Source organism: Streptomyces capillispiralis (genome assembly GCF_007829875.1).
Taxonomy (GTDB): domain Bacteria; phylum Actinomycetota; class Actinomycetes; order Streptomycetales; family Streptomycetaceae; genus Streptomyces; species Streptomyces capillispiralis.
The window spans coordinates 97,445-121,381 of record NZ_VIWV01000002.1 but is presented as its reverse complement, the minus strand read 5'-3'; the positions used below and the strand labels follow the sequence as shown (position 1 = coordinate 121,381).

Sequence of the window (23,937 nt, the reverse complement as noted above, 5' to 3'; positions counted from 1 at the left end):
CTAACTTTTGTCCTATGCCAAAGGAATCGGCGGGGTGCTCCGCTCCGTATCCCGAGGCGGAGAGCGTCGCGGACTTCGTTCGCCATCTTGACGAGGTCCGTGCCTGCATCGCTGCCGCCGCCGAGCGTGTCGGCCGTACCGGCGCGGAGGTGCGGCTCCTGCCCGTCAGCAAGACCGTGCCCGAGGAGCGCATTCGCCTGGCCGTCGCGGCCGGATGTCGCACGCTCGGGGAGAACAAGGTCCAGGAGGCGAAGCGCGAGTGGCGAAACCTCTCCGAGCTGCCGCTGACCTGGTCGGTGATCGGTCATCTCCAGACGAACAAGGCCAGGGACGTGGCTGCTTTCGCCGGTGAGTTCCAGGCGCTGGACAGCCTGCGTGCCGCCGAGGCCCTGGACCGGCGGCTGCAGGCCGCGGGCCGGGGCCTGGACGTCTACGTCCAGGTGAACACCTCGGCGGAGGACTCCAAGTACGGCCTGCCACCGGACGAGCTGATCGGCTTCCTCAAGAAGCTGCCGCAGTACGGGGCGCTGCGTGTCCAGGGCCTGATGACCCTGGCCGTCTTCACCTCCGACACCGAGCGGGTCCGCTCGTGCTTCCGCATGCTGCGCGGCTTGCGCGACCAGGGCCGGGAACTCGGCCTCGTCGGCCCCGGCGGGCTGTCGATGGGCATGTCCGGCGACTACGGGACCGCCGTCGAGGAGGGCGCCACCGTGGTCCGTGTCGGTCAGGCGCTCTTCGGTGCCCGGTCCTTGCCGGACCGTCACTTCTGGCCCGGCGTCACGACCGGCGAGCGGAGTGCCCCGTGACCCGTACCGCCGTTGTCATCCGTCATGTCGCCTTCGAGGACCTCGGCATACTCGGCCCGCTGCTGACGGAGCAGGGCTACCGCGTCCGGTACCTCGACGCCGGTGTCGACCCCATCGGGGACGGGGCCTTCGGCGACGCCGACCTGCTGGTCGTCCTCGGCGGTCCCGTCGGTGTCGGGGACATCGGACGCTACCCCTACCTCGCCGACGAGGCCGCCGCCGTCGCGGCGTGGACCGGCCGCGGGCTTCCCACGCTCGGCATCTGCCTCGGGGCCCAGCTCATCGCGTACGCCCTCGGCGCGGACGTGGTCCCCACCGGCCGGTTCGAGATCGGCTACGCGCCTCTGACTCTGACTCCCGAAGGCGACGCCTCCGTTCTCGCCGGGCTCGGTGACACGCCGGTACTGCACTGGCACGGCGACCAGTTCGCCATACCGGACGGTGCCACGCGGCTGGCCGAGACCCCCGGCTTCCCGAACCAGGCGTTCGCTGTCGGCGACACCGTTCTCGGCCTGCAGTTCCATCTGGAGGCAGACCACACGCAGATCGAACGCTGGCTCCTGGGGCACACCCACGAACTCACCGCCCACGGCGTCGACCTCGACCGCGTCCGTACCGACGCCCGCCGTCACGGTGGCAGGCTCACCACCCGCGCACGTGCCGTACTCACCGACTGGCTCCACCGCGCGCTGCCCGCCGCGGAGCCGGCCGAGGCATGACCGCCATGGGTACCAAGACCTCCCGGGACGCCACGCCCACCGCGTACCAGTGCCGGCTGCTGCTTGCCGCGCTCAAGGATTCCCGGCACCAGCTTCCCTCCACTGCCCGGAGCGTGACGACGGATGTCATGCGCCGGCGCCAGTGGGTCAGGGAGTACGGGGCCGACGGCAGGCCCCTCGATCCGCGCCGGTCCGATGGAGAGCGCGCAGCCGGGTCCCGCTTCCGGCTCACCCATCATGGCGTCAATGCCGCGCGGAGGGCCGAAGCGGCGGTCACTTCGAGGCCGTGACAGGCCGGACCGCTCCGGGGCCGGCGGCGACGTCGTCGCCCGTGCGCTCCGGGGTTTTCCCGCGCCGTCCCCGGGGGACGCTCAGGCGCTCCTTCCGTCACGCGGCACCGGCCGGCACGAGCCGTCCGCCCGCACGAGGCCCCGGCCCCCGTCGCGGACGGGCGCGGCCGTCTCGCCGGTCTCCGGCGTCAGGGCCTGCCACAGCGGACGCACCACCCGGGCCGGGCCGCCGGAGCCGCCCGGCTCCTGCCCGCTCGCCCCGCGGACGCCGCCGAACGCGATGAGGCGGCCCCGCGGCGTCCCGCCCGGGGCGGGGCCGGCGCACGGCACGGAGCGGGCCGGACCGATGGTGGGCCGCCCGGCCCCGGCGGCGGTGTCCGGAGGGCAGCCGAGCTCCAGCTCGCCGATCTCGATGACCGGGTAGTCCGCTCGCGGCCAGGCCCTGGCCAGGTCGAAGGGGCCCACACAGTCGGTCATGGGCATGATCTGCACGCCCACGGTCCACGGCAGGGGCCCGCCTCGCTCGGTGGCCTCCCGCGGGTCCCGCCGACGCGAGCCGGTGCCTTCGTCCGCGAGGACGCCCGCCCCGTCGGTCGTCGGGTTGTGCGTGCTCCGGCCGGTGCGGAAGTGGTACTTGACCCAGAAGGCCTGGCCGGCCTCGTTGTCCCACTGGTAGGTGTACGGGTCGTTGTTGCCGACGAGGTCGTGGTCGCCCTCCTCGGTGCAGAGTCTCACCGTGACGACAGGCAGGTCACCGGCCGTGTCCGCGGGGCCCCGCCGGCACGCCGCCGAGAACCGCAGGAAGACCTCGGTCTCCTTGCCCGTCTCCGAGAGGAACCCGGCCCGGGTGTACCGCGTGACGTCGGCGGTGACCCTGAAGGTGCCGCGGGCACCGGCACCACGGACGCGCACCGCGCGCCCCGGCATCCATCGCTCCACGCGGAGCTGGTCGTGAACGAGCACCAGGGTGCCGCCGCCCGCGGGCTCGCGATGCTGGTCGTCGGTCACCGGGACACCGGCCCGCGTGGTGAGCGGTCCCTGCGTCATGCATGCCTCCCTCGTCCGGTCCCCGCGATGCCGCACCGGTGTGTGGCCTGATATCGCCTCATGAGGATGGCCTGAAATACACTTTCAGGAAACGTTGTTCACCATAAGACACAATGTGTCATCCCGCAAGGGCGGGTCCTGGTGACGGGATGCCGGGGCTTCACCGACCGGCGGGGCGCCTCGCGACATACTGAGGCCCGGCCGGCCGGTGCCCGACCGTGGGACATGTGAAGGGAAGTCATTCAGTGATCAACCGTGTACGACAACTGCGCAAGGAACGGCTCATGACGCTGGAGGCGCTGGCCGAGCGCTCCGGCGTCACCAAGAGCTACCTGTCCAAGGTCGAGCGCGGTCGCAGTGTCCCGTCGATCGCCGTCTGCGCCTCGCTCGCCAAAGCCCTGGACGTCCCGCTGGACAACCTCTTCGCCGATGCGGAGGAACTCGCCGAGGTCACCGTCACCCGGGCGGGGGAGCGCCAGGCGCTCACCTCCGACGAGGAGCCCGGCACCCGTTACGAGGGGATAGCGCTCCAGGCCGGCACCAAGAGCATGACCCCCTTCATGCTCTACCCCCCGCTCGACGCCGACCACGTCCCCTTCCGTGACCATCCCGGCGAGGAGTTCGTCTTCGTCCACGAGGGACAGGTCGAACTCATCCTCCCCTCGCACAGCATCACCCTCGACCCGGGGGACTGCGCCTACTTCAAGGCCACCACACCCCACAAGGTCCGCTCCCTCGGGGCCCGGCGGGCGGCCCTTCTCCTTCTCGTCGCCGACGACCCCGCCGTCCCGGACGCCCCGCAGGTTCCGCACCCCCACCTCCCCTGACCCGGACACGGTTCAGGGATTCAGGTGATCGGGGCACTCCAGGCGCAGTTCACCGTCGCCGAAGGCGTTGTCGACGAACGCGCAGTGGTGCGGTTTGTCGCTGCCCGGATGGGCCTGGGGGCGGAAGTGGGAGCAGGTCAGGCACATGCGGGTGACCGGGATGGCCCGCTGGTCCTGCAGTGACCTGATCATGCCGCTCATGCCGCGGAGCATGGCCGCGAGATCTTCCGGCGCGAGGGACGACATGGCCTCGGCGAACTCCGCCGGCAGCCGGGCCAGGCGCTCGGCCTCCGCCTCGCCGGCCCGCGTGAGGGTCAGGGACACGGCGCGCGCGTCGGAGGTGTCGCGGCGCCGATCGACGAGCGCCTTCGCGGTGAGGGTCTTCACCGCGTCGCTGATCGTCGGAGGGGTCGACGCGAGCGAGGCCGCCACGTCATTGAGGCGTCGGGGCCGGAGATCACCGGCCAGCAGCACGATGATGTCCGCCTGCAGCGGGGAGAGGCGGTAGGGGCCCGCGTTGCGGTAGCTGCTGATGCGTAGCGCCTGCCCGAGGCGGGTGATGCCCACCATCAGCTGCTCGTGGGGCGGTGTGCCCGGAACGTCAGTCTCAGTCATAACACTCTCCGACAGGGATCCGTACTTGCCATAGTAGGCACTGCCAATCTATGTTGGCAGTGCCAAACAACGTTGGCGCAAAGACCCTGCTAGGTAAGGACCACCCATGCCCCGCCTTTCTGTCGTCGACCCGGCAACCGCTGAGCCCACGGCCAAGTCGCTGCTGAACAAGGTCGAGCGCGCTCTCGGTGTGACGCCGAACATGATGCGCGCCATGGCCGTGTCGCCGGCCGTCCTCGACGCCTACCTCTCCCAGAGCGGTGCCCTCTCCAAGGGCGCCCTGTCCGGCGCCGTCCGCGAGCAGATCGCCCTCGTCGCCGCGGTGGAGAACTCCTGCGAGTACTGCTACGCCGCCCACCACGTCCTCGGTGAGCGCGCCGACGTGAACGGCGACGACCTCAAGACCGCGGGCCAGGGTCAGGCGTCCGACCTCAAGACGCAGGCCGCTCTGACGTTCGCCAAGGCCGTCATCGAAACCCGCGGCTTCGTCTCCGACCAGGACCTCGAAGAGGTGCGTGCCGCCGGGTACGGCGACGGTGAGATCGGCGAGATCGTCGCCAACGTCGCCCTGAACGTCTTCACGAACTACTTCAACTCCGTAGCTCGCACGGACATCGACTTCCCCGTCGTCGCCCTGCCCGCCAAGTAGTACCGGCGCGCCGTCCGGCCGCTCCCGGGGATGTGCGCCCGTCCGCACCTGTCCCGCATCCCCGGGGGCGCGCTCCTGACGGCGCCGCTTTCGTATCACTGCATTCAGTTGCATGTGTTCCATCTTTGGCGTGGCGCCGCACACAACTGCACTGGCGCACAGCGTGTGACGTCGAGAGAGAACGGGCTGCACGTGATCATTACCCAGTTCATGCTCACCGACGACGAGGCCACGGTTCCGGGAGCCTTCGAGGTGTACGACGAGGTCGCCCGGACGTTCACGGCGGAGGAACTTCCCTACGTCGGCTTCAAGAACACCGGTCATCCCCCGAGTGCCCTCCGCCGCCTGGGACGCCGGATCGTGGGCGACGGAAGAAAGCTTGTCATCGAGGTGGCCGGCGGTCATGAGAGCGCTGAGCGCGAGGCCGCCGGCCTGGCGGTCGAACTGGGGGCCGCGCTCCTCATCGGCGGTGTGCACACCACGACGGTCCGCGAGATCCTCCGGGGAACCGGGATCGGCTACTACCCCGCGGTCGGCGACCTCACCACCGAGCCGGGACGCCTCCACGGCACGGTCGACGGCATCGTCCGTCAGGCCCGCGAGGTCGGCGCGCTGCCGGACGTCAACGGCGTGGCGCTGCACGGTTACCGCTACGCCGGCGACCCCGACGCACTCCTCCACGCCATCGCCCAGGTCGACGGGCTCCGGGTGGTCAACGTCGGCTCGGTCGACAGTGCCCAACGCATCGAGGAACTCCGGATCAACGAGTTCTGGGCGTTCACCATCGGCGGCGCCGTCCTCGACCACACCCTCCCCGCCGGGAGGACGCTCGCGCAGCAGCTCCGCTGGGTCCTGGCGGTCACCCACTGACGGCCCCTCCGCGAACCCGGCCGAGGAAGCGCGGGTAACGCACCGGAGCAGTCACCCGAGGTACGAGCTGTCCCCGCGGATCCGCACCGACGCCTGCCGCGTACCGGATCGCAGTGGCGTCTTTCCCTTCTGTTGTACCGCCCGGCGGGCCGACAGCTGATTCGGCTGGGCCGCCGCCCCATCGGGCCGAATCGCGAGGGCACTTCCATGAAGACGACACTGACCATCACTCGCACCTCTCCGCCGCCCGAGGCGACCGGAGCGCGCCGCCTCCCCCCGACGGCCGAGGTGGCACGAGCCGCGCGAGCCCACGTCGCCGAGCGGCTCAGCGAGTGGCGTGCCCCCGGTCTGATCGACGAGGCCACCCTGGTGACGAGCGAACTCGTCACCAACGGGGTCCGGCACGGGCACGCCCCCGTCTGTCTGGACGTCCACCTCGTGCGGGGCGAGCGGGGCGAGCCGGACCGGCTGAGGATCGAGGTGTGGGACGGCGGTCCCGGGTTCGACCTCGACGTCGTCCGCGAGCGCTGGACCTCCGACGACGACGGCCTCGCCGAAGGGGGAAGGGGCCTGCGCCTGACCGACGCCCTGTCCGAGAACTGGGGCAACTACGTGAAGAACGGCCGGCACGTGGTGTGGGCCTGCCTCTCCCTCACCGACGTCACCGACGTCATGTGAGGGAGAACGGCGCCCCGCTGCGTTCCGGGCCGGCGGCCGGTGTGTCCCCCGCGCGCCACCGCGCCCCGCGCCCCTCCCGGTGCTCCGTCAGCCGCTCACCCTCGATCCGGGAACGGGCAGGTCCTGCGGCAGCAGCGTCCGCAGGTCGTCCACGCTCGGCTGCTCGACCCCCGTCAGCCTGCGGGCCTGGCGCGTGATCATCGTCTCCAGCAACTGCCGTGCCAGCCGGGCATTGCCGAACGCACGGTCCCTGGGGACGGCGTCGATGTACGTGTGCAGCGCCTCCACCGTGGCCTGCGGGCAGGTGTATCCCGAGTCCTCGGCATGCCGTTCCATGATCGTGAGCAGCTCGTCGGTGGAGTAGTTCTCGAACTCCACGAACCGCGAGAAACGTGATGCCAGACCCGGGTTGGAACTCAGGAACCCGCGCATCTCGTCGGTGTAACCCGCGACGATCACGACCACCTCGTCACGGTGGTCCTCCATCAGCTTCAGCAACGTGTCCACCGCCTCGCGCCCGAAGTCGGACCCCGCCCCCTCGGGGGTGAGCGTGTACGCCTCGTCGATGAAGAGCACACCGCCCAGCGCGCTCTGGAACACCTCCTTGGTGAGCTGCGCGGTATGACCCACGTAGCGCCCCACCAGGTCGGCGCGCGCCACCTCGACGAGCTGGCCGCGGGGCAGCACGCCCAGGGCGGTCAGCAGTCCCGCGTACAGACGGGCCACGGTCGTCTTGCCCGTGCCGGGCGGCCCGGAGAACACCAGGTGCTGGTTGATCCGCGGGGTGGGCAGCCCCGCGGCCTCCCGCTGCCTGGCCGTCGTGAGCAGGCTGACCAGGTCGGTCACCTCGTGCTTGACCGCGTGCAGCCCCACCATCGCCTCCAGCCGCGCCAGCATCGTCTGCCGGTCCTCGGCCTGGGTCTGCTGCTCGGCCCCGGACTCGTCGACGTCGTCGGGCAGCAGCAGCGTCAGGTCGCGCTCGGCGGGCTCGGCCATCGTCGCCAGCCGGACGGCCTGACGGTCCACCATCTCCTCGAACACCCGCCGTGCCGCACGGCCGTTGCCGAAGGTGGCACCCTTCTCCATCGCCTCGAAGTGCGCCGCCAGGGCCTGGGTGGTACCGGGGCCGAGTTCGTACTGGTGGGAGCGGCACATGCTCTCCGTGATCGTCACCAGCTCCTCGACGGAGTAGTTGCCGAACTCGATGGTCCTGGTGAAACGCGAGGCCAGGCCGGGGTTGGACGTGAGGAAGGAGTCCATCTCGGTGGAGTAGCCGGCGGCGATCACCACCACGTCCTCGCGGTGGTCCTCCATCAGCTTCAGCAGTGTGTCCACGGCCTCCCGGCCGAAGTCGTTCGATGAGCCGCCCGTGGTGAGGGTGTAGGCCTCGTCGATGAACAGGACACCGCCGAGCGCCTTCATGAACGCCTCCGTGGTCTTGATCGCCGTACCGCCGATGACCTGGGCGACCAGATCGGCCCGCGACACCTCGACCAGGTGTCCGTCCCGCAGCGCGCCGAGCTGGGCCAGGATCGAGCCGTACAGGCGGGCCACGGTGGTCTTGCCGGTGCCGGGCGGGCCCGCGAACACCAGGTGGCGGCTCATGGAGGGCACCGGCATGCCGAGCCGCTGACGCCGCTGCGCGAGCTGGTTGAGGTTGACCAGCGTCCGCACCTGCTTCTTGACGCCGTCCAGCCCGATGAGACCTTCCAGTTCCTCCAGAGGATCGTGCGGGCCCGAGGCGGAGGAGTTCTTCCCCGCGGCCGTCCCCGGCGCCGCGGCGGTGACCTCCGCACCCCAGGCGTCCGGCATGGCGTTGCCCGTACTGGTGAGGTCCAGCACCTCCAGCCGGTCCCCGGCCCGTGACTGGGTCAGGCCCGCGCCCCGGTTGTCCCGCACCTTGCACGCGGTGACGGCCACGGCCTCGGTGGTGTCCACGCGGATGCCGTCGCCGAGGCTGCCCGTGATCTCGCACGACCTCACCTCGCCGCGGGAACCCGCGGCCAGGAGCACTCCGTGCGCCCCGGCTCCGCCGACCCCCACGCGGGTCAGGGACAGCTCCCCGCCGTCCTCGACCACGACTCCGGAGGAGCCGCAGCCCTCGACCTGGGTGTCGCGCACCGTGGCGACCGCCTCGCGGCCCACGAGGACACCGGCCTCCCCGCAGTCGCGCAGCACGCCGTCGTCGAGCTGGGTGCGGGCGCCGTCGGCGATGCGCAGTCCGGCGGCGGCGGAGCGTTCGACGGTGCAGAACTCCAGCCGCCCCCGGCCCTCCTCGCGGGCCTCGACGCCGCAGCGCCCCGCCCCGGTCACCCGCACCCTGCGGATCAGGGGATTGGCGTGGGAGGACACCAGAACCCCGCTGCCGGCGGCGTCCGTCACCTCGAGCCGGTCGAACTCGGCGGTCGCGCTCTCCTCCAGCTGGACCGCGGCCACCGGATCGGCGCAGTCGCTCACGGTGGTGCGCAGGAACGACGGGGAACTGGAGTCCGTGACCGTGATGGCGGGGCCGGCCGAACCGGTGAACTCGCAGTCCTCGAACGTGCCGCGCGAGCGCTCGGACACGATCAGCCCGTGCCCCTTGCTCCGGCTGGACGAGCAACGGCGCAGCAGGGGATCGGCTCCGGCGGACAGGGCGAAACCCGGCCCCGACGTGCCGGAGACCGCGACGTCCTCCAGGGTGGGGCGCGAGGAACTGGTCAGATAGACGCCGACCGCGCAGTCGTGGACCGTGGTGCCCGTCACGTGCGTGGTGCTGCTTCCCTCCAGGGCGATGGCGGGCTTGTCGGTGCCGGCGATGTCGCACGCGTCGACGACACCCTGTGCCTCACCGTTGGCCAGGACGCCGTTGCCCCGGGCGTCGCGGATACGGCAGCCGCGGACGGTGGACCGGGCGCCCTCACCGAGTACCACGGCCGAGGTGCCCAGGTTCTCCAGCACACAGTCCTCGATGACGCTCGGCGCGCCGGAGGTGTCCACGACGCCGGCGCCCTCCCGGTTCGTGATCCGGCAGCCGCGCATCGCCAGTGATCCGCTCTCGCGCGCCAGCAGCGCCGTCCAGCCGGAACCGATGACCGAGCAGTGCTCCATCGCCACCTGCCCGCGCGGTACGTCCACGACGGCCACGTCGTCGCTGCCGCCGCGCAGCACCAGGTCGGTGAGCATCACGGCGTCGGCCACCAGCGTGAGCGCCGTGCCGCGCCGCGGGCAGATCTCCACCCCGCCCGGGTCGCCGGCGCCCACGATCGTGACCCGGGTCCGTACCGTGAGGTTCTCCGGGTAGCGGCCCGGCCCGACCTGGATGACCGCACCGGTGCGTGCAGCGGCCAGCGCCTCGCCGATGGTCCGGAACCCGTCCGCCTCCCCCTGGCCCACCGTCAGAACTTGCCGTGACACGCTCGCCCCTCCTGATTTCCCGGTGGTGCCGGGACCGGCCCGCCTCCACCGCCGCTTCCCATATCATCTGCCCCATGCCGTACGACCGTTGCCGTCGTGCCATGGCGCTCGCGGCGGTCGCCGCTGTTCCTGCCCTGGTACTCGCCCCGCCTGCCGCTGCCGACGGCGAGCCGGTGCCCCTGCCCCCGCTGCGCCTGCGCATGGCGGTGGACGACACCTGTGCCACCGCCTCCACCAAGACGGCCGAACTGCTCCCCTGGACCCACCAGGCCCTCCAACTGCCCCGTTCGTGGCAGCTGTCGCGGGGCGCCGGTGTCACCGTGGCCGTGATCGACACCGGTGTCGCTGCGCGGACACCCGCCCTCAAGGGCCGGGTCACTGCCGTCGGCGAGGCCGGTGAGGACTGCGTGGGACACGGGAGCTTCGCCGCCGGGCTCATCGCCGCGGCGGCCACCGGCCCCAAAACCGTCACCGGCGTCGCGCCCGGCGCCGAGATCCTCGCCTTGCGCGGCACGGATGCCCTGGGCAATCCGGACGCGGCGCGAATCGCCCAGGGCATCCGGACCGCCGCCGACGAGGGAGCCGGTGTCGTCTACGTCGGCCAGGTCCTGACCGGGGACGGCGAGGACCTGGCCGACGCCGTCGCGTACGCCCTGGACAAGGACGCGCTCGTCGTCGCACCCGCGGCACCCGACGTCGCCCCCCAGGGCGCGGACGGCAGGCCCGACACCCGCCCGCGTGCCTACTGGCCGGCCCGCGTCCCCGACGTGGTGTCGGTCGTGGACCACGGTCCGGCGGGCACCCGGCCCGAGGCCGCCCCCGGCGCACTCGCCCCGGACCTCTCCGCCCCCGGCGACGCGGTCGTCGGCATCGGGGTCGAGGGCGACGGACACTTCCTCGGCTCGGGATCCTCGCTGGCGGCCGCGCATGTCGCCGGAGCCGCCGCCCTCGTACGGTCCTACCTCCCGGGTCTTTCCGCCGCCGAAGTGGCCCGCAGGCTTCAGGAGGCCGCCTATCCCGACAGCGTCCCGCGGCTGGACGCCTACGCCGGACTCACCGCGGTGCTGCCCACGACCCGGGCGAACGCCGAGGCCCGGCCCGAACCGGCGCGGATGCCGCACACCACGGCGGGGGGCACCCGCGACCGGGCCCTGCTCCTCGGCGGCGGGGCACTGTGCGTGGTGCTGCTGATCGGCGCGGCCATGGTCGTCGTACCGCTGGGCAAGGCCAGGGGCTGGCGGCCGGCACAGTAGCCACCGTCCGCCGGCCGCCCGCGGGGCGGGAAGAGCCCTCATGAGCCCTCCGCGTCGATCAGGGCCGTCTGGACGTCGACGTTCTTGCGCCGGGTGACGAGCGTGCCGCGGCCCGGAATCAGGTTGCGGCCCTTGACATTGCCGAAGAGGAAGCCCTCGGTCGGCGGGCAGGACAGCAGGATGCCCGGCGTGTTGACCTCCAGCAGCCGCCTGAGCAGCGGTTCGTTCAGGCCCCGTCCGGCTCCGGCCGCCGAACGGGCGACCACCACGTGCATGCCTATTTCGTGCCCCAGCGCCAGATGGTCCATCAAGGGCTCGAACGGCTGGTTCAGTGGACCGCCGCCGCCGACCATGTCGTAGTCGTCGACCAGGATGAACAGCCTCGGTCCGGTCCACCAGTCGCGCAGCCGCATCCTGGCCGGTGTGATGTCCGGTCCGGGCAGCCGGGTGCGGACCGCCCGTGCCGCGCCCTGGACCAGCTCCTTGAGCGCGTCGACGGTGACGGCGTGGCCGAGCCGGTACTCCTCCGGTACCGACTCCACGAGGGTGCGCCGGTAGTCGACCACCATGATCCGGGCCTCGGCCGGCGTGTAGCGCTCGGTGATCGCCCGTGCCATCAGGCGCAGCAGGTTGGTCTTGCCGCTCTCGGTGTCGCCGACGACGATCAGGTGCGGGGTGGCCGCGAAGTCGTGCCACAGGGTGCCCATGGACTCCTCCTCGGCGCCGAGCGGTACCCGCAGGTCCCCCTCGACGGGCGGGAGTTCGCCCGCCGGGAGCAGCGTCGGCAGCGTCCGCACGGGCGGGGCGGGCGGCCCCGCCCAGTGCTCCCGCACCCGGGCGACGAGATCGGCCATGCCCTCGGACAGGTCCTCGGCCTCCGGCCGCCCGTCCACGCGCGGCAGCGCCGCGAGGTAGTGGAGTTTGGAGTCGCGGGTCAGGCCGCGTCCGGGGACACGGGGCACGCCCGCCGCCTTGCGCACGTCGATGCCGGAGTCCATGGCGTCCCCCATGCGCAGCTCCAGACGGGTGCCGGCCTGGTCGCGGACGGTGGCGGTCAGTTCCACCCAGCGGGAGGTGGTGACGACGAGGTGGATGCCGTAGTTCAGGCCGCGGCCGGCCACCGCGTTGAAGGTGCCGATGTACTGGTCGAAGTCCTGCCGCACGGTGGACCAGCCGTCGATCACCAGGAAGACGTCGCCGTACGGCTCGTCGGGGAACTCCCCGGCCGCCCTGCGCCGCCGCAGGGAGGCCATGGAGTCGATGCCGTGCTCCAGGAAGAACCGTTCCCGGTGGGCGAGCAGCGCGGTGATCTCGGAGATCACCCGGCCCACCCGCTCGGTGTCCATGCGGGCCGCCACCCCGCCCACGTGGGGGAGGCCCGCCAGCCCGGCGAGGGATCCGCCGCCGAAGTCCAGGCAGTAGAACTGCACCTCGCGCGGCGTGTGCGTGAGCGCGAGCGAGGTGATCAGCGTCCGCAGCAGTGTCGACTTGCCGCTCTGCGGACCGCCCGCGACGGCGACATGGCCACCGGCTCCGGACACATCCACCAGCAGCTCCTCGCGGCGCTGGTCGAAGGGCCGGTCGACGATGCCCACGGGCGCGACGAGCTGCCCCCGCCGGGAGAGGTCGCAGGTCAGCCCGTACTCCGCGTGCGGGGCGAGCGGGGACAGCAGTTCGTCCAGGGTCGCGGGCGCGCCGAGCGGCGGAAGCCACACCTGGTGGGCGGCCGGCCCGGCGTCCCGCAGCCGCTCCACGGCCACCGACAGCAGCGACAGGCCGTCGTCCTCCTCCCCGGCCGGGCCCTCCGGCTCGGCCCGAGGAAGGTCGGGCGTCTGCCGGGGCACCACCCAGTCCGCAGTCCAGGGCACCACCTGACTGGCCACCCGCGCCTGGTTGACCGAACCGCTGCGCCGCCGGTAGGGGCCGGACACATAGGCCGCCCGGAACCGGGTCAGTGCCTCCACGCCGGTCTTGATGTAGCCGCTGCCGGGCGTCGGCGGCAACTCGTAGGCGTCCGGGACCCCCAGCACCCCGCGGCTCTCCATGGCCGAGAACGTGCGCAGACCGATGCGGTAGGACAGGTGGGACTCCAGCTGGTGCATCCGTCCCTCGTCCAGGCGCTGCGACGCGAGCAGCAGATGCACGCCGAGGCTGCGCCCGAGCCGCCCGATCATCACGAACAGCTCCATGAACTCGCGATGGGCGGCGAGCAGTTCACTGAACTCGTCGACGACGACGAACAGACTCGGCAGCGGCGCCAGCGGCACCCCGTCCGCGCGCGCCCTCTCGTACTCCAGCGCCGAGGTGTAGTTCCCCGCGGACCGCAGCAGCTCCTGCCGGCGCACCAGCTCGCCGTGGAGCGCGTCCTGCATCCGGGAGACCAGTTCCACCTCGTCCGCGAGGTTGGTGATCACGGCGGACGTGTGCGGAAGTTCGTCCAGGCCCAGGAAGGTCGCACCGCCCTTGAAGTCCACCAGGACGAAGTTCAGCGTCTCCGAGGAATTGGTCAGCGCCAGCCCCAGCACCAGCGTCCGCAGCAGTTCGCTCTTGCCCGATCCGGTGGCGCCGATGAGCATGCCGTGCGGGCCGGTGCCCCCCTGGGCCGACTCCTTGATGTCCAGCTCGATGGGCGTCCCGCCCGGGCCCACGGCGATCGGCACCCGCAGCCGCTCCGCGCCGGTGCGCCGGCGCCACAGGGCGGGCGGATCGTGGCGGTGCAGGTCGACGATGCCCAGGAGCGTCGTCAGCTCGGTGTCCGACGCCATGGGCTCGCTCGACTCCTGGCCCACGCCCATCCGGTACGGGGCCAGCCGCCGGGCGAGCGACCGGGCCGTGGCGACGTCCGTCCCGTCCGGCCGCCCGAGCGTGGAGAACTGCTCCTTGCGCTCCCGGTCGGTGCGGACCAGCCGCAGGTCCTCCTCCGCCAGATCCAGCCGCAGGGTCGCCCGACCGGGCCTCCAGGCCAGCGCCTCGTCCAGGTCGAGCACGACGGCGTTGCGGAACCCGGGCCCGTCCATGCGGTGGCCCGCCGGAACCACGGCACCGTCCAGCACGATCACCACGTACGGTTCTTCACGCCCGGTCTGCGCGTCCGGATCGTACGCCGGCCGCTCGGTGAACTCCGGGCCGAGCAGGACCTCCAGCTCGTTGACCGTGGCGACGGTCATGCGCACCGCGCCGGCCCCGTCCTCGTCCCCCCGGTGCAGGTTGTGCGGCAGCCACTTCGTCCAGTCCCACTCGGCGCGCCGCCCGTCCGAGGCACACACCGCGATCCACAGGTCCTCGGGGGAGTGCGCCACCGCCAGCTGCGTCACCATGGCCCGGGCCAGCGCGCGGATCCGCTCCGCCTCGCCCCGGAACAGCACCCGGGACCACGCCCTCAGGTACACGGCGATGGGCTGGTCGGGAATGGTGGAGTACGCGCGGATGAAACTCCGCAGCGCATGGGCGCTCAACGGTTCCAGGTCCTCCACCGGCGCGGTCGACAGGGGCGCGAGCCGCAGCCCCAGCTTCTGGCCGCCGACCGCGACCCGCACCTCGCCGAAGTCCTCGTCCGCGGGCCGGCGTTCCCACAGACGGCTGGTGCCCACCAGCGACCACAGCGCCCCGGGCGCCGGATGACGCCAGGCCAGGGCCCGCTGCTGCTCGGCCACCGCGGCACGCACCTTGCGCCGGACCTCGCGCAGGTAGCGCAGGTAGTCCCGGCGCTCGCCCTTGAGGCGCTGCTTGCGCTCACTGCTGCGGCGCACGTACTGCCCCAGCACCATGGCCCCCGCCGAGACCACCATCATCCCGAGTGCCAGATAGATGAACGTGCCGCTGCGGGAGCCGCCCGGCCGCATGTACATCAGCATCATGGAGACCGACATCAAGGCCATCGGCAGGTAGTTCCACACCGCGGAACTGTCGGGTGTCACCTCCGGAAGCGTGGGCGGCTCCTGGAGGCTCATCTCCCCGTCGGGCATGTCCGGTCCGCGTCGACGCGCGGGCCTGCGGAACAGGACGGTACTCAAGGAGCGCTCTCCTTCGGACTGCTGCCCGGGACGGACCCGGCGCGACACGGATACAGGGAACGAGGGACGCCGCCCGGGGACAACGCGGGGGGACGGCACGCGAATTCAGGCACGCGGAAGAGGCGGCGGGCACTGTCGTGACCGGACACCGGGCTGAAACCTCACCGGCCGCGAGCAGTCTACGATCCGTCTCACGGTTCGCTCGGACGGATGTACGCGAGGAACCGGTTCAGCATGCAGTGTGCAGCCCGATGCGCGCACACGTCCAACGATCGATCCGCCGGAGACCAGTGTCTCCCGACGAACGAAGCGTGAGTTCTCCCTCATGACCGACACCACCACGTCAGGCCTGTGCCGTGTCACCGTGCACGCGCCGGCGAAGTCCGTCGATCTGGCCGTCCCTTCCGACGTGCCGGTCGTCGACCTCCTCCCCACCCTCGTGAGTTACGCCGGCGACGGCCTCGCCGAAGAAGGCCTGGAGCACGGCGGCTGGGTGCTGCAACGCCTGGGCGGGCCGCCCTTCGAGGAGGGCGCGAGCCTCGGCTCGCTCGGACTGCTCGACGGCGAGACGCTCTACCTGCGTCCCCGCACCGACGCCCTGCCCGAGGTCGTCCTGGACGATCTGGTCGACGGCATCGCCGACACCATGCAGGACCGCCCCTTCGGCTGGAGCGTGTCCGTGTCCCGCCGGGTCCTGCTCGGCCTGCTCGTCCTCGTGCTCGCGGCGGGGCTGACGGTGCTCGCCCTGCCCGGTCCCCCCGCGCACCTGCGCGCCCTCGCGGCAGCGGCGGCGGGCCTGCTGCTGCTCGCCGGCGCCGGTTCGGCCAGCCGTGCCGTCGGCGACGCCGAGGCGGGCGCGGCCTTGGGCTTCGCCGCCGCGCCCTACTTCGCCGCCGTCGGCTGGCTGCTTCCCGGGGGCAGCCTCGGCGGACCCGACCACTACGAGGTGCTGGGGTCCCGGCTGCTCGCCGCCGGCGCGGCCGCGGCGGGCGGCGCCATGATCGCCGTCGCCGCCGTCGCGGCCTGCGCCGCCCTGTTCCTGGCCGTGGTGGTGGTCGCCGTCGCGGCGGTGGGCGCCGGCGCGCTGATGATCGCCACCGATCTCGGCCCGCACCACGTGGCGGCCCTCGTCGCGCTCGCCGCGGTCCTCTTCGGCGCGTTCGTGCCCTCGATGTCCTTCCGGCTCTCCGGCATGCGCATGCCTCCTCTGCCCACCAACGCGCAGCAGCTGCAGGAGGGCATCGAGCCGCACTCCCCGTCCGTGGTGGCCGGCCGCACCGTGGCCGCGGACGGCTGGATGACCGGCCTGTACGCGGCCACCGCGGCGGTGTGCGGAGCCTGCCTGCTGGGGCTCTCCCACCGGCCCGCCCTGCCCGCCGTCCTCACCATGTCGGCCCTGTCGGTGCTGCTGGTGCTGCACAGCCGGGGGCTGGGCAACACCTTGCAGCGCCTGTCACTGGTCGCCGCGGGCGTCTGGGGCGGGGCGCTGCTCGTCCAGGACACGGCGGGCTCGGCCGGCCCCGCCGCACGCCTGCTGCTGGCCGCCGGACTCGTCGCGGTCGCCGCCGCCCTGGCCATCGCCTCCTGGACCGTGCCGGGCCGACGGCTGGTGCCCTACTGGGGCCGTGCCGCCGAACTCCTCCACTCCGCCATGGCCATCAGCATGCTGCCGCTCGCCCTGTGGGTGCTCGGCGTCTTCGGCTGGCTGCGCGCCCTCAACGCCTGACGCCCGCCCGCACCGCACGATTCCAAGGACTCACGAGCCCATGCAGAACAAACGCGACCAGGTCCAGGCCCACATGTTCCTGATGGGCAGGCTGACCTCGAGCATGCTGCGCTCCGACCCGGACGCACCCGAGAGCCCCCAGGGGCGCACGAACCGCGGCATCGCCATCGGCGTGATCATCGCCGTACTGGTGGCCGCCGGAGCCTTCGTCATAGGGCTGATCAGCCCCGGCAAGCAGGACTCCTGGCGCACCTCCGGCGGCCTGATCGTCGACAAGAACACCGGAACCCGGTACCTGTACCTCGACGGCAGACTGCGCCCGGTGCGCAACTACGCCTCCGCCCGGCTGCTCGGCGGCGCCGGTCTGGAGACCACCACGGTGGGCTCCTCATCCCTCAAGGGCACACCGCGCGGCACACCGGTGGGCATACCGGGCGCGCCCGACGACCTGCCCGCCGCCGGTGACCTGTCCGACTCCCCCTGGCAGGTGTGCGCCACCCACACGATGAAGGCGTCCGGCGCCGTCGACCGCGTGACCACCACGCTCGCGGTCGCCCACGACACGGACGGCGAGAGTCTCGGTGCGGACGAGGGCCTGCTGGTCGCCGCCCCGGACGGTACCGAGTACCTGCTCTGGCAGGGCAGCCGGCTGCGGCTGGACACCGAGGCCGCGGCCGAGGAGGCCCTCGGGTACGCCTCCGTGCGGCCCGTTCCCGTGTCGGCCGCCTTCCTCAACGCCCTGCCGGCGGGACCGGACCTCGCCCCGCCCGACATCCCCGGCCTGGGCACGCCCGGCCGGAGCCTCGGCGGCGCCGGAACCACCGTCGGCCAGGTCTTCGTCCTGGCCGTGCCGGGCGCCGAGGAACGCCACTACGTCCTGCGCGAGGACGGTCTCGCGCCGCTCACCGCCACCGAACTCGCCCTGCTGCTCGGTGACCCGCGCACCCGCGAGAAGGCGTACGGCGGAGCGGCGCCCAAGCCCCTGCCGCTCAACTCGGAGGTACTCCAGGGCAACGTGGCCGCGACGACCGGGACGCCGGCCGGCCCGGGAGCATTCCCGAAGAGCCCTCCGAAGGCCGTGGCCGTTCCCGGCGACCGGACGCCCTGCGCCTTCGTGACCCCGGCCGGGGACGGCACGCGCGTCGGTGTCTCCCTGGCCGCCACCCAGGGCCTCGGCCCGGTCGCCCAGCACGCCTCCGGGGTGTCCTCCGCCGCCTGCCTGCCCGTGGACCGGGTCACGGTGCCGCCGGGACGCGGCGCCCTGGTGCGTGCCGTGGGTGCCGCCGGCGGCGACGTGGGCGGCACGGTGTACCTCGTCACCGAGACGGGGGTGAAGTACCGCCTGTCCACCAAGGAGGCCGTGGAGGCGTTCGGGTACCAGGACGTGACCCGCAACGCGATACCGGCACTGATGCTGGCGATGCTTCCGTCCGGCCCGGACCTGCATCCCGAGGCGGCCGAGACCGGCCGGGCGCAGGTGACCTCCCCGCGCTGCGCCTGGGGGGAGAAGAAAAGCAACGCGGATACAACCTGACGCCAAGTCAGATTCGCTGGGCTCCTCGTCCGCCGTGCATAGCATCTGCCTCCCCGGACCGAACGACGAGAGGGCTGGCGATGGCCGTCAACGGAATGCAGCAGTCTGAGGAGTCCGCGACACGCAACGGTGTCCAGGCGCTGGAAATGGCCTTCACCGGTGTCATGAAGTGCCGCCAGGACGTGGAGGGCACCAAGACCACCCTGATGACCCACTACAAGGGCAGCGACGGTGGTGCGTTCAGGGACCTCGTGACCGCGTGGGAGGAGAAGGCCGACGTCATCCTCGTCAATGTCCAGGACATGATCGAGACGCTCAACCAGACGCTCACGGAGCACGGCAAGCAGCAGGGCGCCTCGAACGAGGAGATCAACCGCGCGTACGCCCAGTCGGACGCCGTCTTCGACGCGCTGACCGGCTGACGCCCCCGCCGCGCGCAGCCCCGACTCCCCACCGTTCGCATCCGACGCGACTCGAGGACAGACCATGAGTGACTACACGGACGGCTACATCTACGTCGACTACTCGCAGATGAGCAACGCCGCCGACGACATGATCAGTCAGACCAAGGCGATCGCTCTGACGCTCTCCAACCTGGAGATGGAGCTCAACGCGCTCCGCAATTCCTGGATCGGTGACGACCGGGATGTCTACGACCGCAAGCAGCAGGCCTGGGACAACGCCGTCAAGGCCATGGAGGAGCTGCTGACCAAGCACTCGGGCCTGCTGACGTCGGTGTCGGAGAACTACCAGTACAGCGAGCGGTCCCTGACCCAGATGTGGGACTCGGTGAAGATCGGCCGTTGACCGCCCGCGGGGGACCGTCCACCCCCACCGCGCCCGGGTGACCCGACTCAAGGAGACGTGCCGTGGCAGAAGACCCGAATCCGAAGACCGGCAAGCTCGCCATGGACAAGGCCGGTCTCCAGGCGTTCCTGGAGAACCGCGTGCTGCCCTTCCAGGAGGACGTGCGCCGGATCGCGCTGGACGACCCGGTCCTCGGGCCCGCGATGGGCACTCTGATCAGGCAGACGGACATCACCAGCAAGCAGGAGTTCGAGGCCTACGGCTCCCAGCGGCCGCTCGGCATCGGGCAGATGGTCAAGGCGGAGCACCTGCACGGCAAGGGCGAGAAGCTGAACCAGGCCATCGGCAAGACGGCCGAGGAGCTGATCGAGGTCTACGAACAGCAGAGCAAGCTGTTCAAGGACCTGGTGGACAACCTGCAGACGACGATCGACACGCTGTTCACCGCGCAGAACAAGAGCCTCGTCGAGATCGACGGCCAGGAGTTCCTCGACGTCTTCGAGGACGTCCAGTCCGGTCTGAGCGGCGGGCAGCGCGCCGGCGGGGGCAAGGACAAGGACTGATCCGTCCCGCCCGGCCGCCGTAGCCCGCCCGGTCGCACCCCGCCCCGCACTGACCCGTCACCCGGAGGACCCCCAACGTGGCCGACAACGTCGTATTCCCGGCAGACTCCGTCGACGACTACTGGCACACCGCCGTCAAGGTCCTGACGGGTTACACGATGCCGGCCCGTGAAACGCTGTTCGGCCGGCTGCTGGGCAACGACAGCATCCCGCTGATGAGGGTCGAGTTCTCGGACTACGACGGCTATCCCCCCGACGCCATCGTCGACGCCGTCGACCAGCTGGAGTGGCGGCAGCAGAACTCCGGGTGGCGCGTCGAGAACACCGACTTCGTCGTCCCGTTCTACTCGGGCAAGAAGGGGGCCATCGGCGACGCCGGGGTCAACACCGAGGTCAAGATGAAGAAGGCCAGGGTCACCCTGCTGGGAACCACCAGCCTCGACGTCCCGGCCGGTGGTGTGGTGATGGGCAGCGAGTTCCGCAGCGGGCTCGGCCGTGACTTCCAGGGCCAGTCCAAGGACACCGTCTGGAGCAACAAGGCCCTGGCGCAGTACAGCTACGGGGGCGGCGAGGCTCTGAACCACCTGCTTGCCACCGGCAACACCCGAGGATTCTCGTGGAACGACCTGCCGGTCACCGACGCGGACGTGGTCGACCTGCGGTCCTTCGACATGAACGCCGAGGCGTTCGACCGCGTCGCCCAGTTCTTCCAGCAGCGTGCCCGCGACCTCAAGGACTGGGAGTTCGACCTCGGCAAGCAGGACGCGTCGTGGAAGGGACAGGCGGCCGGCGTCTTCCGGGACCTCGTGCACGCCCTCGCCCGCAACTACGACGCCTACAGCGAGCAGTTCCCCGCCTCGGGGTCCGCGGGTTCCGTCCACGGCAACGACCTGCGTGCGTTCCGCAGGGAGGTACAGGGTGCCGCCCAGCGCCTGTGGAGCTCCTGGAACACCTGGCAGCTCTACATGGGCAACCCGCTGCGCTGGCTCCACGACGTGCTGCTCGAAGTGACCGACGAGGTCTGGTACCACAACATCACCAAGGTCCGCTTCAAACACTTTCACAACCCTCGTGGCGTGGGCGGCGGCTACCACTACGTCAAATCGCCCGGCTTCTACGGCGGGGCCCGTGCGTTCGGGCCGCTGGAGCAGAAGGAGACGTGGAAGAAGATCGGCGAAGAGGCCATCAGGCGATGGCAGAAGTCGGTGAAGGACGTCCTCGCCACCGCCGGCCGGCAGGCGCTCATCGACATCGAGAACGCCTTCAACGACGAGCGGTTCCCCAAGAGGGTGCAGACCGAGACGGTCGACCTGACGCAGAAGTACAACACCGACCAAGCGGCACGCGAGAAGGCCGACGCCAAGAAGGAGAAGGAGGAGGCGGAGAGGCGGGCCGAGGAGAAGCAGAAGCAGGCCGAGGAACGCGCCGACAGGAAGCAGGCGGAAGCGGAAGCGCGCGCGGAGAAGAAGCAGGTGGAGGCCGAAACGCGCGCCGAGCAGAAGCAGGCGGAGGCGGAGCGGAAGCAGGAGGCGAAGGAGAAGGAGCAGGAGGAGAAGCAGGCCCAGAAGGAACGCGAGGTCGAGGAGAAGCAGGCCGCCGCCGAGCAGAAGCAGGAAGCGAAGGAGAAGGAGCAGGAGGAGAAGCAGGCCCAGAAGGAACGCGAGGCCGAGGAGAAGCAGGCCGCCGCCGAGCAGAAGCAGGAGCAGAGGCAGGCGGAGCAGGAGCAGAAGCAGGAACAGAGGCAGAAGGAGGCCGAGACCAAGCGGGACGAGCTGGAGGCCAAGCAGGAGCAGAAGGAAGCTCAGGCCGCCCAGCAGCAGGCGTTGTTGACTCAGCAGGCTGCGCTGGATCGTGCGCAGCAGAAGAAGGAACAGGAACGCAAGGAACAGGAGAACGAGCGGAAGCAGGCGGAGGCCGAGGAACGCGCCGAGCGGAAGCAGGCGGAGCAGGAGGAGAAGCAGGCCCAGAAGGAGCGGGAGGCGGAGGAGAAGCAGGCCGCCGCCGAGCAGAAGCAGGAGGCGAAGGAGAAGGAGCAGGAGGAGAAGCAGGAGCAGAAGGAACGCGAGGTCGAGGAGAAGCAGGCCGCCGCCGAGCAGAAGCAGGAGCAGAAGCAGGCGGAGCAGGAGCAGAAGCAGGAACAGAAGGAACGCGAGGCCGAGAAGAAGCAGGACGAGCTGCAGGCCGAGCAGGAACAGCGGCGCCAGGAGCAGGAGCAGCGGCAGATCCGGACGGAGTCCGAGTACCAGGCACGCCAGGAGGAGCAGCAGCAGGCGGCGGAGGAGCGGCAGGAGCGGCTCCAGGCCGAGCAGGAGCAGCGGCAGCAGGAAGCGGAACGCCGTGCCGAGCAGCAGCAGCGCGAGGCCCAGGAGCGCTACGAGCGCCAGGCGGGCGGAATCGGTGCCGGAGCGGGACTCCCGGGCGGACTGGACCTCCCGAGTGGTTCGGGGCCGGGGCTCGACGGGGCCACCACGACACTCAATCCCGACGGCTCGGTGACCCTGGACTACCCGGACGGAACCTCCCGGACCGTCGACCTCCCCAGCGGGGAGGTGGTGACCACGCACCCCGACGGTTCCACGTCCGCGGAGGTCCTGAGGCCGGGGGAGTCGATCACCAACAGCGACGGCAGCACGACCACCCTGGGTCCGGACGGCCGGCTCACCACCTCGCTCCCCGACGGGAGCACCAGCGTCTTCGACCCCGACCTCGGCACGGTCACCACACAGCGGCCCGACGGCACGACGGTCAGCACGCCCATCGATCCCGGCCAGACGCTGCCCACGGGACCCGGCGGAACCTCTGGCGCGGGAGCCGGCGGCGGATCCTCCCTCTACTCGCCGTCGTACGGCGACCTCGGTTACGAGGAGGAGTTGTACGACGACCTGCTCGACTCCGCGGACGCCTCGGAACACGGAATGGGTGCCGGCAACGGCGCGGGCGGCGGTATGCCGATGCTGCCCATGGGGACGCGCATCAACGGGGCGACCAGCGGCGGACCGGGCAGCGAGGGCGAACGGGTCCGTGCCATGGCCGACGACGGCCAGCCCGTCACCACTCGACGCTCCGCCGGCCGGGGCGGACACCAGGACGAGACGGTGACCGCGGCGAGCCGCAACAACGTCGCCACGATGGGCGGTGCCCCCTTCGCCCCTCCCATGGGCGGAGCGGGCGGACCCGGGCAGCAGCAGACGGAGAGCGGCGACCGCCAACGGGCCTCCTGGGCCGACGTGGACGAGGACGTGTGGGGCACCGACGAGGACGGCGCCCCCGCTACGGCGATCGGCCGTTGAGGGAAGCAGGGGAAGACACGCCATGACAGAACCGATCGAGGAAAGGCTGGCCAAGGCCATGGCCCACCTGGAGGAGACCAGGCAGGCCGTGGACCACGCTCAGCAGCAGCTCAGGACCGCCACGGTGACGGTCCGGTCCAAGGACCGCAGCGTGGAGGTCACCGTCGACTCCCAGGGGCACCTCGGTGAGGTGAAGTTCCTGAACGGCAAGTACCGCACCATGGGCGCCGCACAACTGTCGGCGGCCGTGGCCGAGGCCGCCCACCAGGCTCAGGCCGACATGGCGCACATGGTGCTGGAAGCCTTCCGCCCTGTGTCCGAGACCTCGGGTGCCCAGCCCCACGTCGAAGGCTCCGGCGTCGAATGGGACGACATCTTCGGTCCGTTGCTGGACACGGTCGACAAGGGCGCGGACGCCCGTCGGCGGGCGGGCGACCGACTGCGCGACGAGATCACCGAAGACGGAGAGAGGGGCTGACCGCGTGACGTACGGATACGGCAAGGCCTTCGAGGCCGATCCCGCGCTGCTCGCGTCGTTCATCAGGGAGGCCCGCGAACTCGGCAAGGACATCCGGGGCATGACCGGTGACTTCGTGGCCGCCACGCAGCCGACGTCCATGTGGTACGGGATCGACGACGACTTCGCCCGGGAGGCGGGACCGCAGGCCAAGAAGGACCTCGAGTACGTGGTCAGTGCCCTCGGCGCCATCAGCGATGCCTTCGTCGGCATCGTGGAGGGCCACCTCCAGGAGCTCCAGAGCATCAGGGGCGCCCAGGGCCAGGCGATGGACGACATCGCCCGGCTGAAGGGGCAGACCGGTGCCGTGGGCGACAAGGGCAGCGGAAAGCACTGA

At 71.3% G+C, this 23,937-nt stretch carries 19 protein-coding genes; 15 read left to right on the top strand and 4 right to left on the bottom strand.

The genetic code is table 11. The annotated features are described in order from the left end of the window. The first annotated feature begins 14 nt into the window (after positions 1-14). Positions 15-806, top strand: a complete 792-nt coding sequence (locus tag FHX78_RS35770) for a YggS family pyridoxal phosphate-dependent enzyme (protein WP_145872351.1) — start codon at positions 15-17, stop codon at positions 804-806. Next, the gene (locus FHX78_RS35765; protein WP_145872350.1) at positions 803-1,525 is read left to right on the top strand and encodes a glutamine amidotransferase; all 723 of its coding nucleotides are present in this window, start codon (positions 803-805) and stop codon (positions 1,523-1,525) included. Before FHX78_RS35770 ends, FHX78_RS35765 begins: the two co-directional genes overlap by 4 nt. A 371-nt stretch (positions 1,526-1,896) precedes the next feature. On the opposite strand, the gene FHX78_RS35760 is transcribed toward FHX78_RS35765, so the two are convergent. Further along, positions 1,897-2,862: a catalase gene (locus tag FHX78_RS35760; RefSeq protein WP_145872349.1), complete on the bottom strand. Its 966-nt coding sequence runs from the start codon at positions 2,860-2,862 to the stop codon at positions 1,897-1,899. A gap of 245 nt (positions 2,863-3,107) precedes the next feature. Here FHX78_RS35760 and FHX78_RS35755 point away from each other — a divergent pair, with 245 nt between their 5' ends. Beyond that, positions 3,108-3,689, top strand: a complete 582-nt coding sequence (locus FHX78_RS35755; protein WP_145872348.1) for a helix-turn-helix domain-containing protein — start codon at positions 3,108-3,110, stop codon at positions 3,687-3,689. 12 nt (positions 3,690-3,701) lie between these two features. On the opposite strand, the gene FHX78_RS35750 is transcribed toward FHX78_RS35755, so the two are convergent. Beyond that, positions 3,702-4,304, bottom strand: coding sequence for a MarR family winged helix-turn-helix transcriptional regulator (locus FHX78_RS35750; RefSeq protein ID WP_145872347.1), 603 nt, complete (start codon positions 4,302-4,304; stop codon positions 3,702-3,704). A 106-nt stretch (positions 4,305-4,410) separates the two neighbouring features. Between FHX78_RS35750 and FHX78_RS35745 the strand changes: the two genes are divergently transcribed. The 3 genes from FHX78_RS35745 to FHX78_RS35735 all read left to right on the top strand — a co-directional run bounded on the left by FHX78_RS35745 (position 4,411) and on the right by FHX78_RS35735 (position 6,501). Further along, positions 4,411-4,953, top strand: a complete 543-nt coding sequence (locus FHX78_RS35745) for a carboxymuconolactone decarboxylase family protein (protein WP_145872346.1) — start codon at positions 4,411-4,413, stop codon at positions 4,951-4,953. A 192-nt stretch (positions 4,954-5,145) separates the two neighbouring features. Further along, entirely contained in the window at positions 5,146-5,823 is a 678-nt protein-coding gene (locus tag FHX78_RS35740; RefSeq protein ID WP_145872345.1) for a hypothetical protein, read from the top strand. A 207-nt stretch (positions 5,824-6,030) separates the two neighbouring features. Then, on the top strand, positions 6,031-6,501 hold the full coding sequence (locus FHX78_RS35735; protein WP_145872344.1) for an ATP-binding protein: 471 nt from the start codon (positions 6,031-6,033) through the stop codon (positions 6,499-6,501). A gap of 87 nt (positions 6,502-6,588) precedes the next feature. On the opposite strand, the gene FHX78_RS35730 is transcribed toward FHX78_RS35735, so the two are convergent. After that, positions 6,589-9,897: a right-handed parallel beta-helix repeat-containing protein gene (locus FHX78_RS35730; RefSeq protein WP_145872343.1), complete on the bottom strand. Its 3,309-nt coding sequence runs from the start codon at positions 9,895-9,897 to the stop codon at positions 6,589-6,591. 101 nt (positions 9,898-9,998) lie between these two features. On the opposite strand from FHX78_RS35730, the gene FHX78_RS35725 reads away from it, so the two are divergent. After that, positions 9,999-11,150, top strand: a complete 1,152-nt coding sequence (locus FHX78_RS35725; protein WP_145872430.1) for a S8 family serine peptidase — start codon at positions 9,999-10,001, stop codon at positions 11,148-11,150. 38 nt (positions 11,151-11,188) lie between these two features. On the opposite strand, the gene eccCa is transcribed toward FHX78_RS35725, so the two are convergent. Continuing rightward, complete coding sequence (gene eccCa / locus FHX78_RS35720; RefSeq protein WP_195832811.1) at positions 11,189-15,163, bottom strand: type VII secretion protein EccCa; 3,975 nt, start codon at positions 15,161-15,163, stop codon at positions 11,189-11,191. A 325-nt stretch (positions 15,164-15,488) separates the two neighbouring features. Here eccCa and eccD point away from each other — a divergent pair, with 325 nt between their 5' ends. The 8 genes from eccD to FHX78_RS35675 all read left to right on the top strand — a co-directional run bounded on the left by eccD (position 15,489) and on the right by FHX78_RS35675 (position 23,937). After that, positions 15,489-16,889: a type VII secretion integral membrane protein EccD gene (gene eccD, locus FHX78_RS35715; RefSeq protein ID WP_145872342.1), complete on the top strand. Its 1,401-nt coding sequence runs from the start codon at positions 15,489-15,491 to the stop codon at positions 16,887-16,889. Between the two features lie 40 nt (positions 16,890-16,929). Then, entirely contained in the window at positions 16,930-18,423 is a 1,494-nt protein-coding gene (gene eccB / locus FHX78_RS35710) for a type VII secretion protein EccB (RefSeq protein WP_145872341.1), read from the top strand. Positions 18,424-18,503: 80 nt separating this feature from the next. Beyond that, positions 18,504-18,845 carry a hypothetical protein gene (locus tag FHX78_RS35705; protein ID WP_145872340.1) on the top strand — a complete coding sequence of 114 codons (342 nt, stop codon included), beginning with the start codon at positions 18,504-18,506 and terminating at the stop codon, positions 18,843-18,845. A 64-nt stretch (positions 18,846-18,909) separates the two neighbouring features. Next, positions 18,910-19,230, top strand: a complete 321-nt coding sequence (locus FHX78_RS35700) for a WXG100 family type VII secretion target (protein ID WP_145872339.1) — start codon at positions 18,910-18,912, stop codon at positions 19,228-19,230. Positions 19,231-19,292: 62 nt separating this feature from the next. Then, positions 19,293-19,793 carry a type VII secretion system-associated protein gene (locus tag FHX78_RS35695; protein ID WP_229924229.1) on the top strand — a complete coding sequence of 167 codons (501 nt, stop codon included), beginning with the start codon at positions 19,293-19,295 and terminating at the stop codon, positions 19,791-19,793. A 77-nt stretch (positions 19,794-19,870) separates the two neighbouring features. Beyond that, complete coding sequence (locus tag FHX78_RS37075) at positions 19,871-23,083, top strand: AAWKG family protein (RefSeq protein ID WP_167532026.1); 3,213 nt, start codon at positions 19,871-19,873, stop codon at positions 23,081-23,083. Positions 23,084-23,105: 22 nt separating this feature from the next. Further along, on the top strand, positions 23,106-23,561 hold the full coding sequence (locus FHX78_RS35680) for a YbaB/EbfC family nucleoid-associated protein (protein ID WP_145872338.1): 456 nt from the start codon (positions 23,106-23,108) through the stop codon (positions 23,559-23,561). Positions 23,562-23,565: 4 nt separating this feature from the next. Continuing rightward, positions 23,566-23,937, top strand: coding sequence for a hypothetical protein (locus FHX78_RS35675; protein ID WP_145872337.1), 372 nt, complete (start codon positions 23,566-23,568; stop codon positions 23,935-23,937).

What these genes read in the sequence shown, in the direction of transcription:
- FHX78_RS35680 (WP_145872338.1), top strand. Translation starts at nt 23,106, where the DNA reads ATGACAGAACCGATCGAGGAAAGGCTGGCCAAGGCCATGGCCCACCTG.
- eccB (WP_145872341.1), top strand. Translation starts at nt 16,930, where the DNA reads ATGCAGAACAAACGCGACCAGGTCCAGGCCCACATGTTCCTGATGGGC.
- FHX78_RS35770 (WP_145872351.1), top strand. Translation starts at nt 15, where the DNA reads ATGCCAAAGGAATCGGCGGGGTGCTCCGCTCCGTATCCCGAGGCGGAG.
- FHX78_RS35725 (WP_145872430.1), top strand. Translation starts at nt 9,999, where the DNA reads ATGGCGCTCGCGGCGGTCGCCGCTGTTCCTGCCCTGGTACTCGCCCCG.
- FHX78_RS35745 (WP_145872346.1), top strand. Translation starts at nt 4,411, where the DNA reads ATGCCCCGCCTTTCTGTCGTCGACCCGGCAACCGCTGAGCCCACGGCC.
- FHX78_RS35700 (WP_145872339.1), top strand. Translation starts at nt 18,910, where the DNA reads ATGAGTGACTACACGGACGGCTACATCTACGTCGACTACTCGCAGATG.
- FHX78_RS35735 (WP_145872344.1), top strand. Translation starts at nt 6,031, where the DNA reads ATGAAGACGACACTGACCATCACTCGCACCTCTCCGCCGCCCGAGGCG.
- FHX78_RS35705 (WP_145872340.1), top strand. Translation starts at nt 18,504, where the DNA reads ATGGCCGTCAACGGAATGCAGCAGTCTGAGGAGTCCGCGACACGCAAC.
- FHX78_RS35750 (WP_145872347.1), bottom strand. Translation starts at nt 4,304, where the DNA reads ATGACTGAGACTGACGTTCCGGGCACACCGCCCCACGAGCAGCTGATG.
- FHX78_RS35760 (WP_145872349.1), bottom strand. Translation starts at nt 2,862, where the DNA reads ATGACGCAGGGACCGCTCACCACGCGGGCCGGTGTCCCGGTGACCGAC.
- eccD (WP_145872342.1), top strand. Translation starts at nt 15,489, where the DNA reads ATGACCGACACCACCACGTCAGGCCTGTGCCGTGTCACCGTGCACGCG.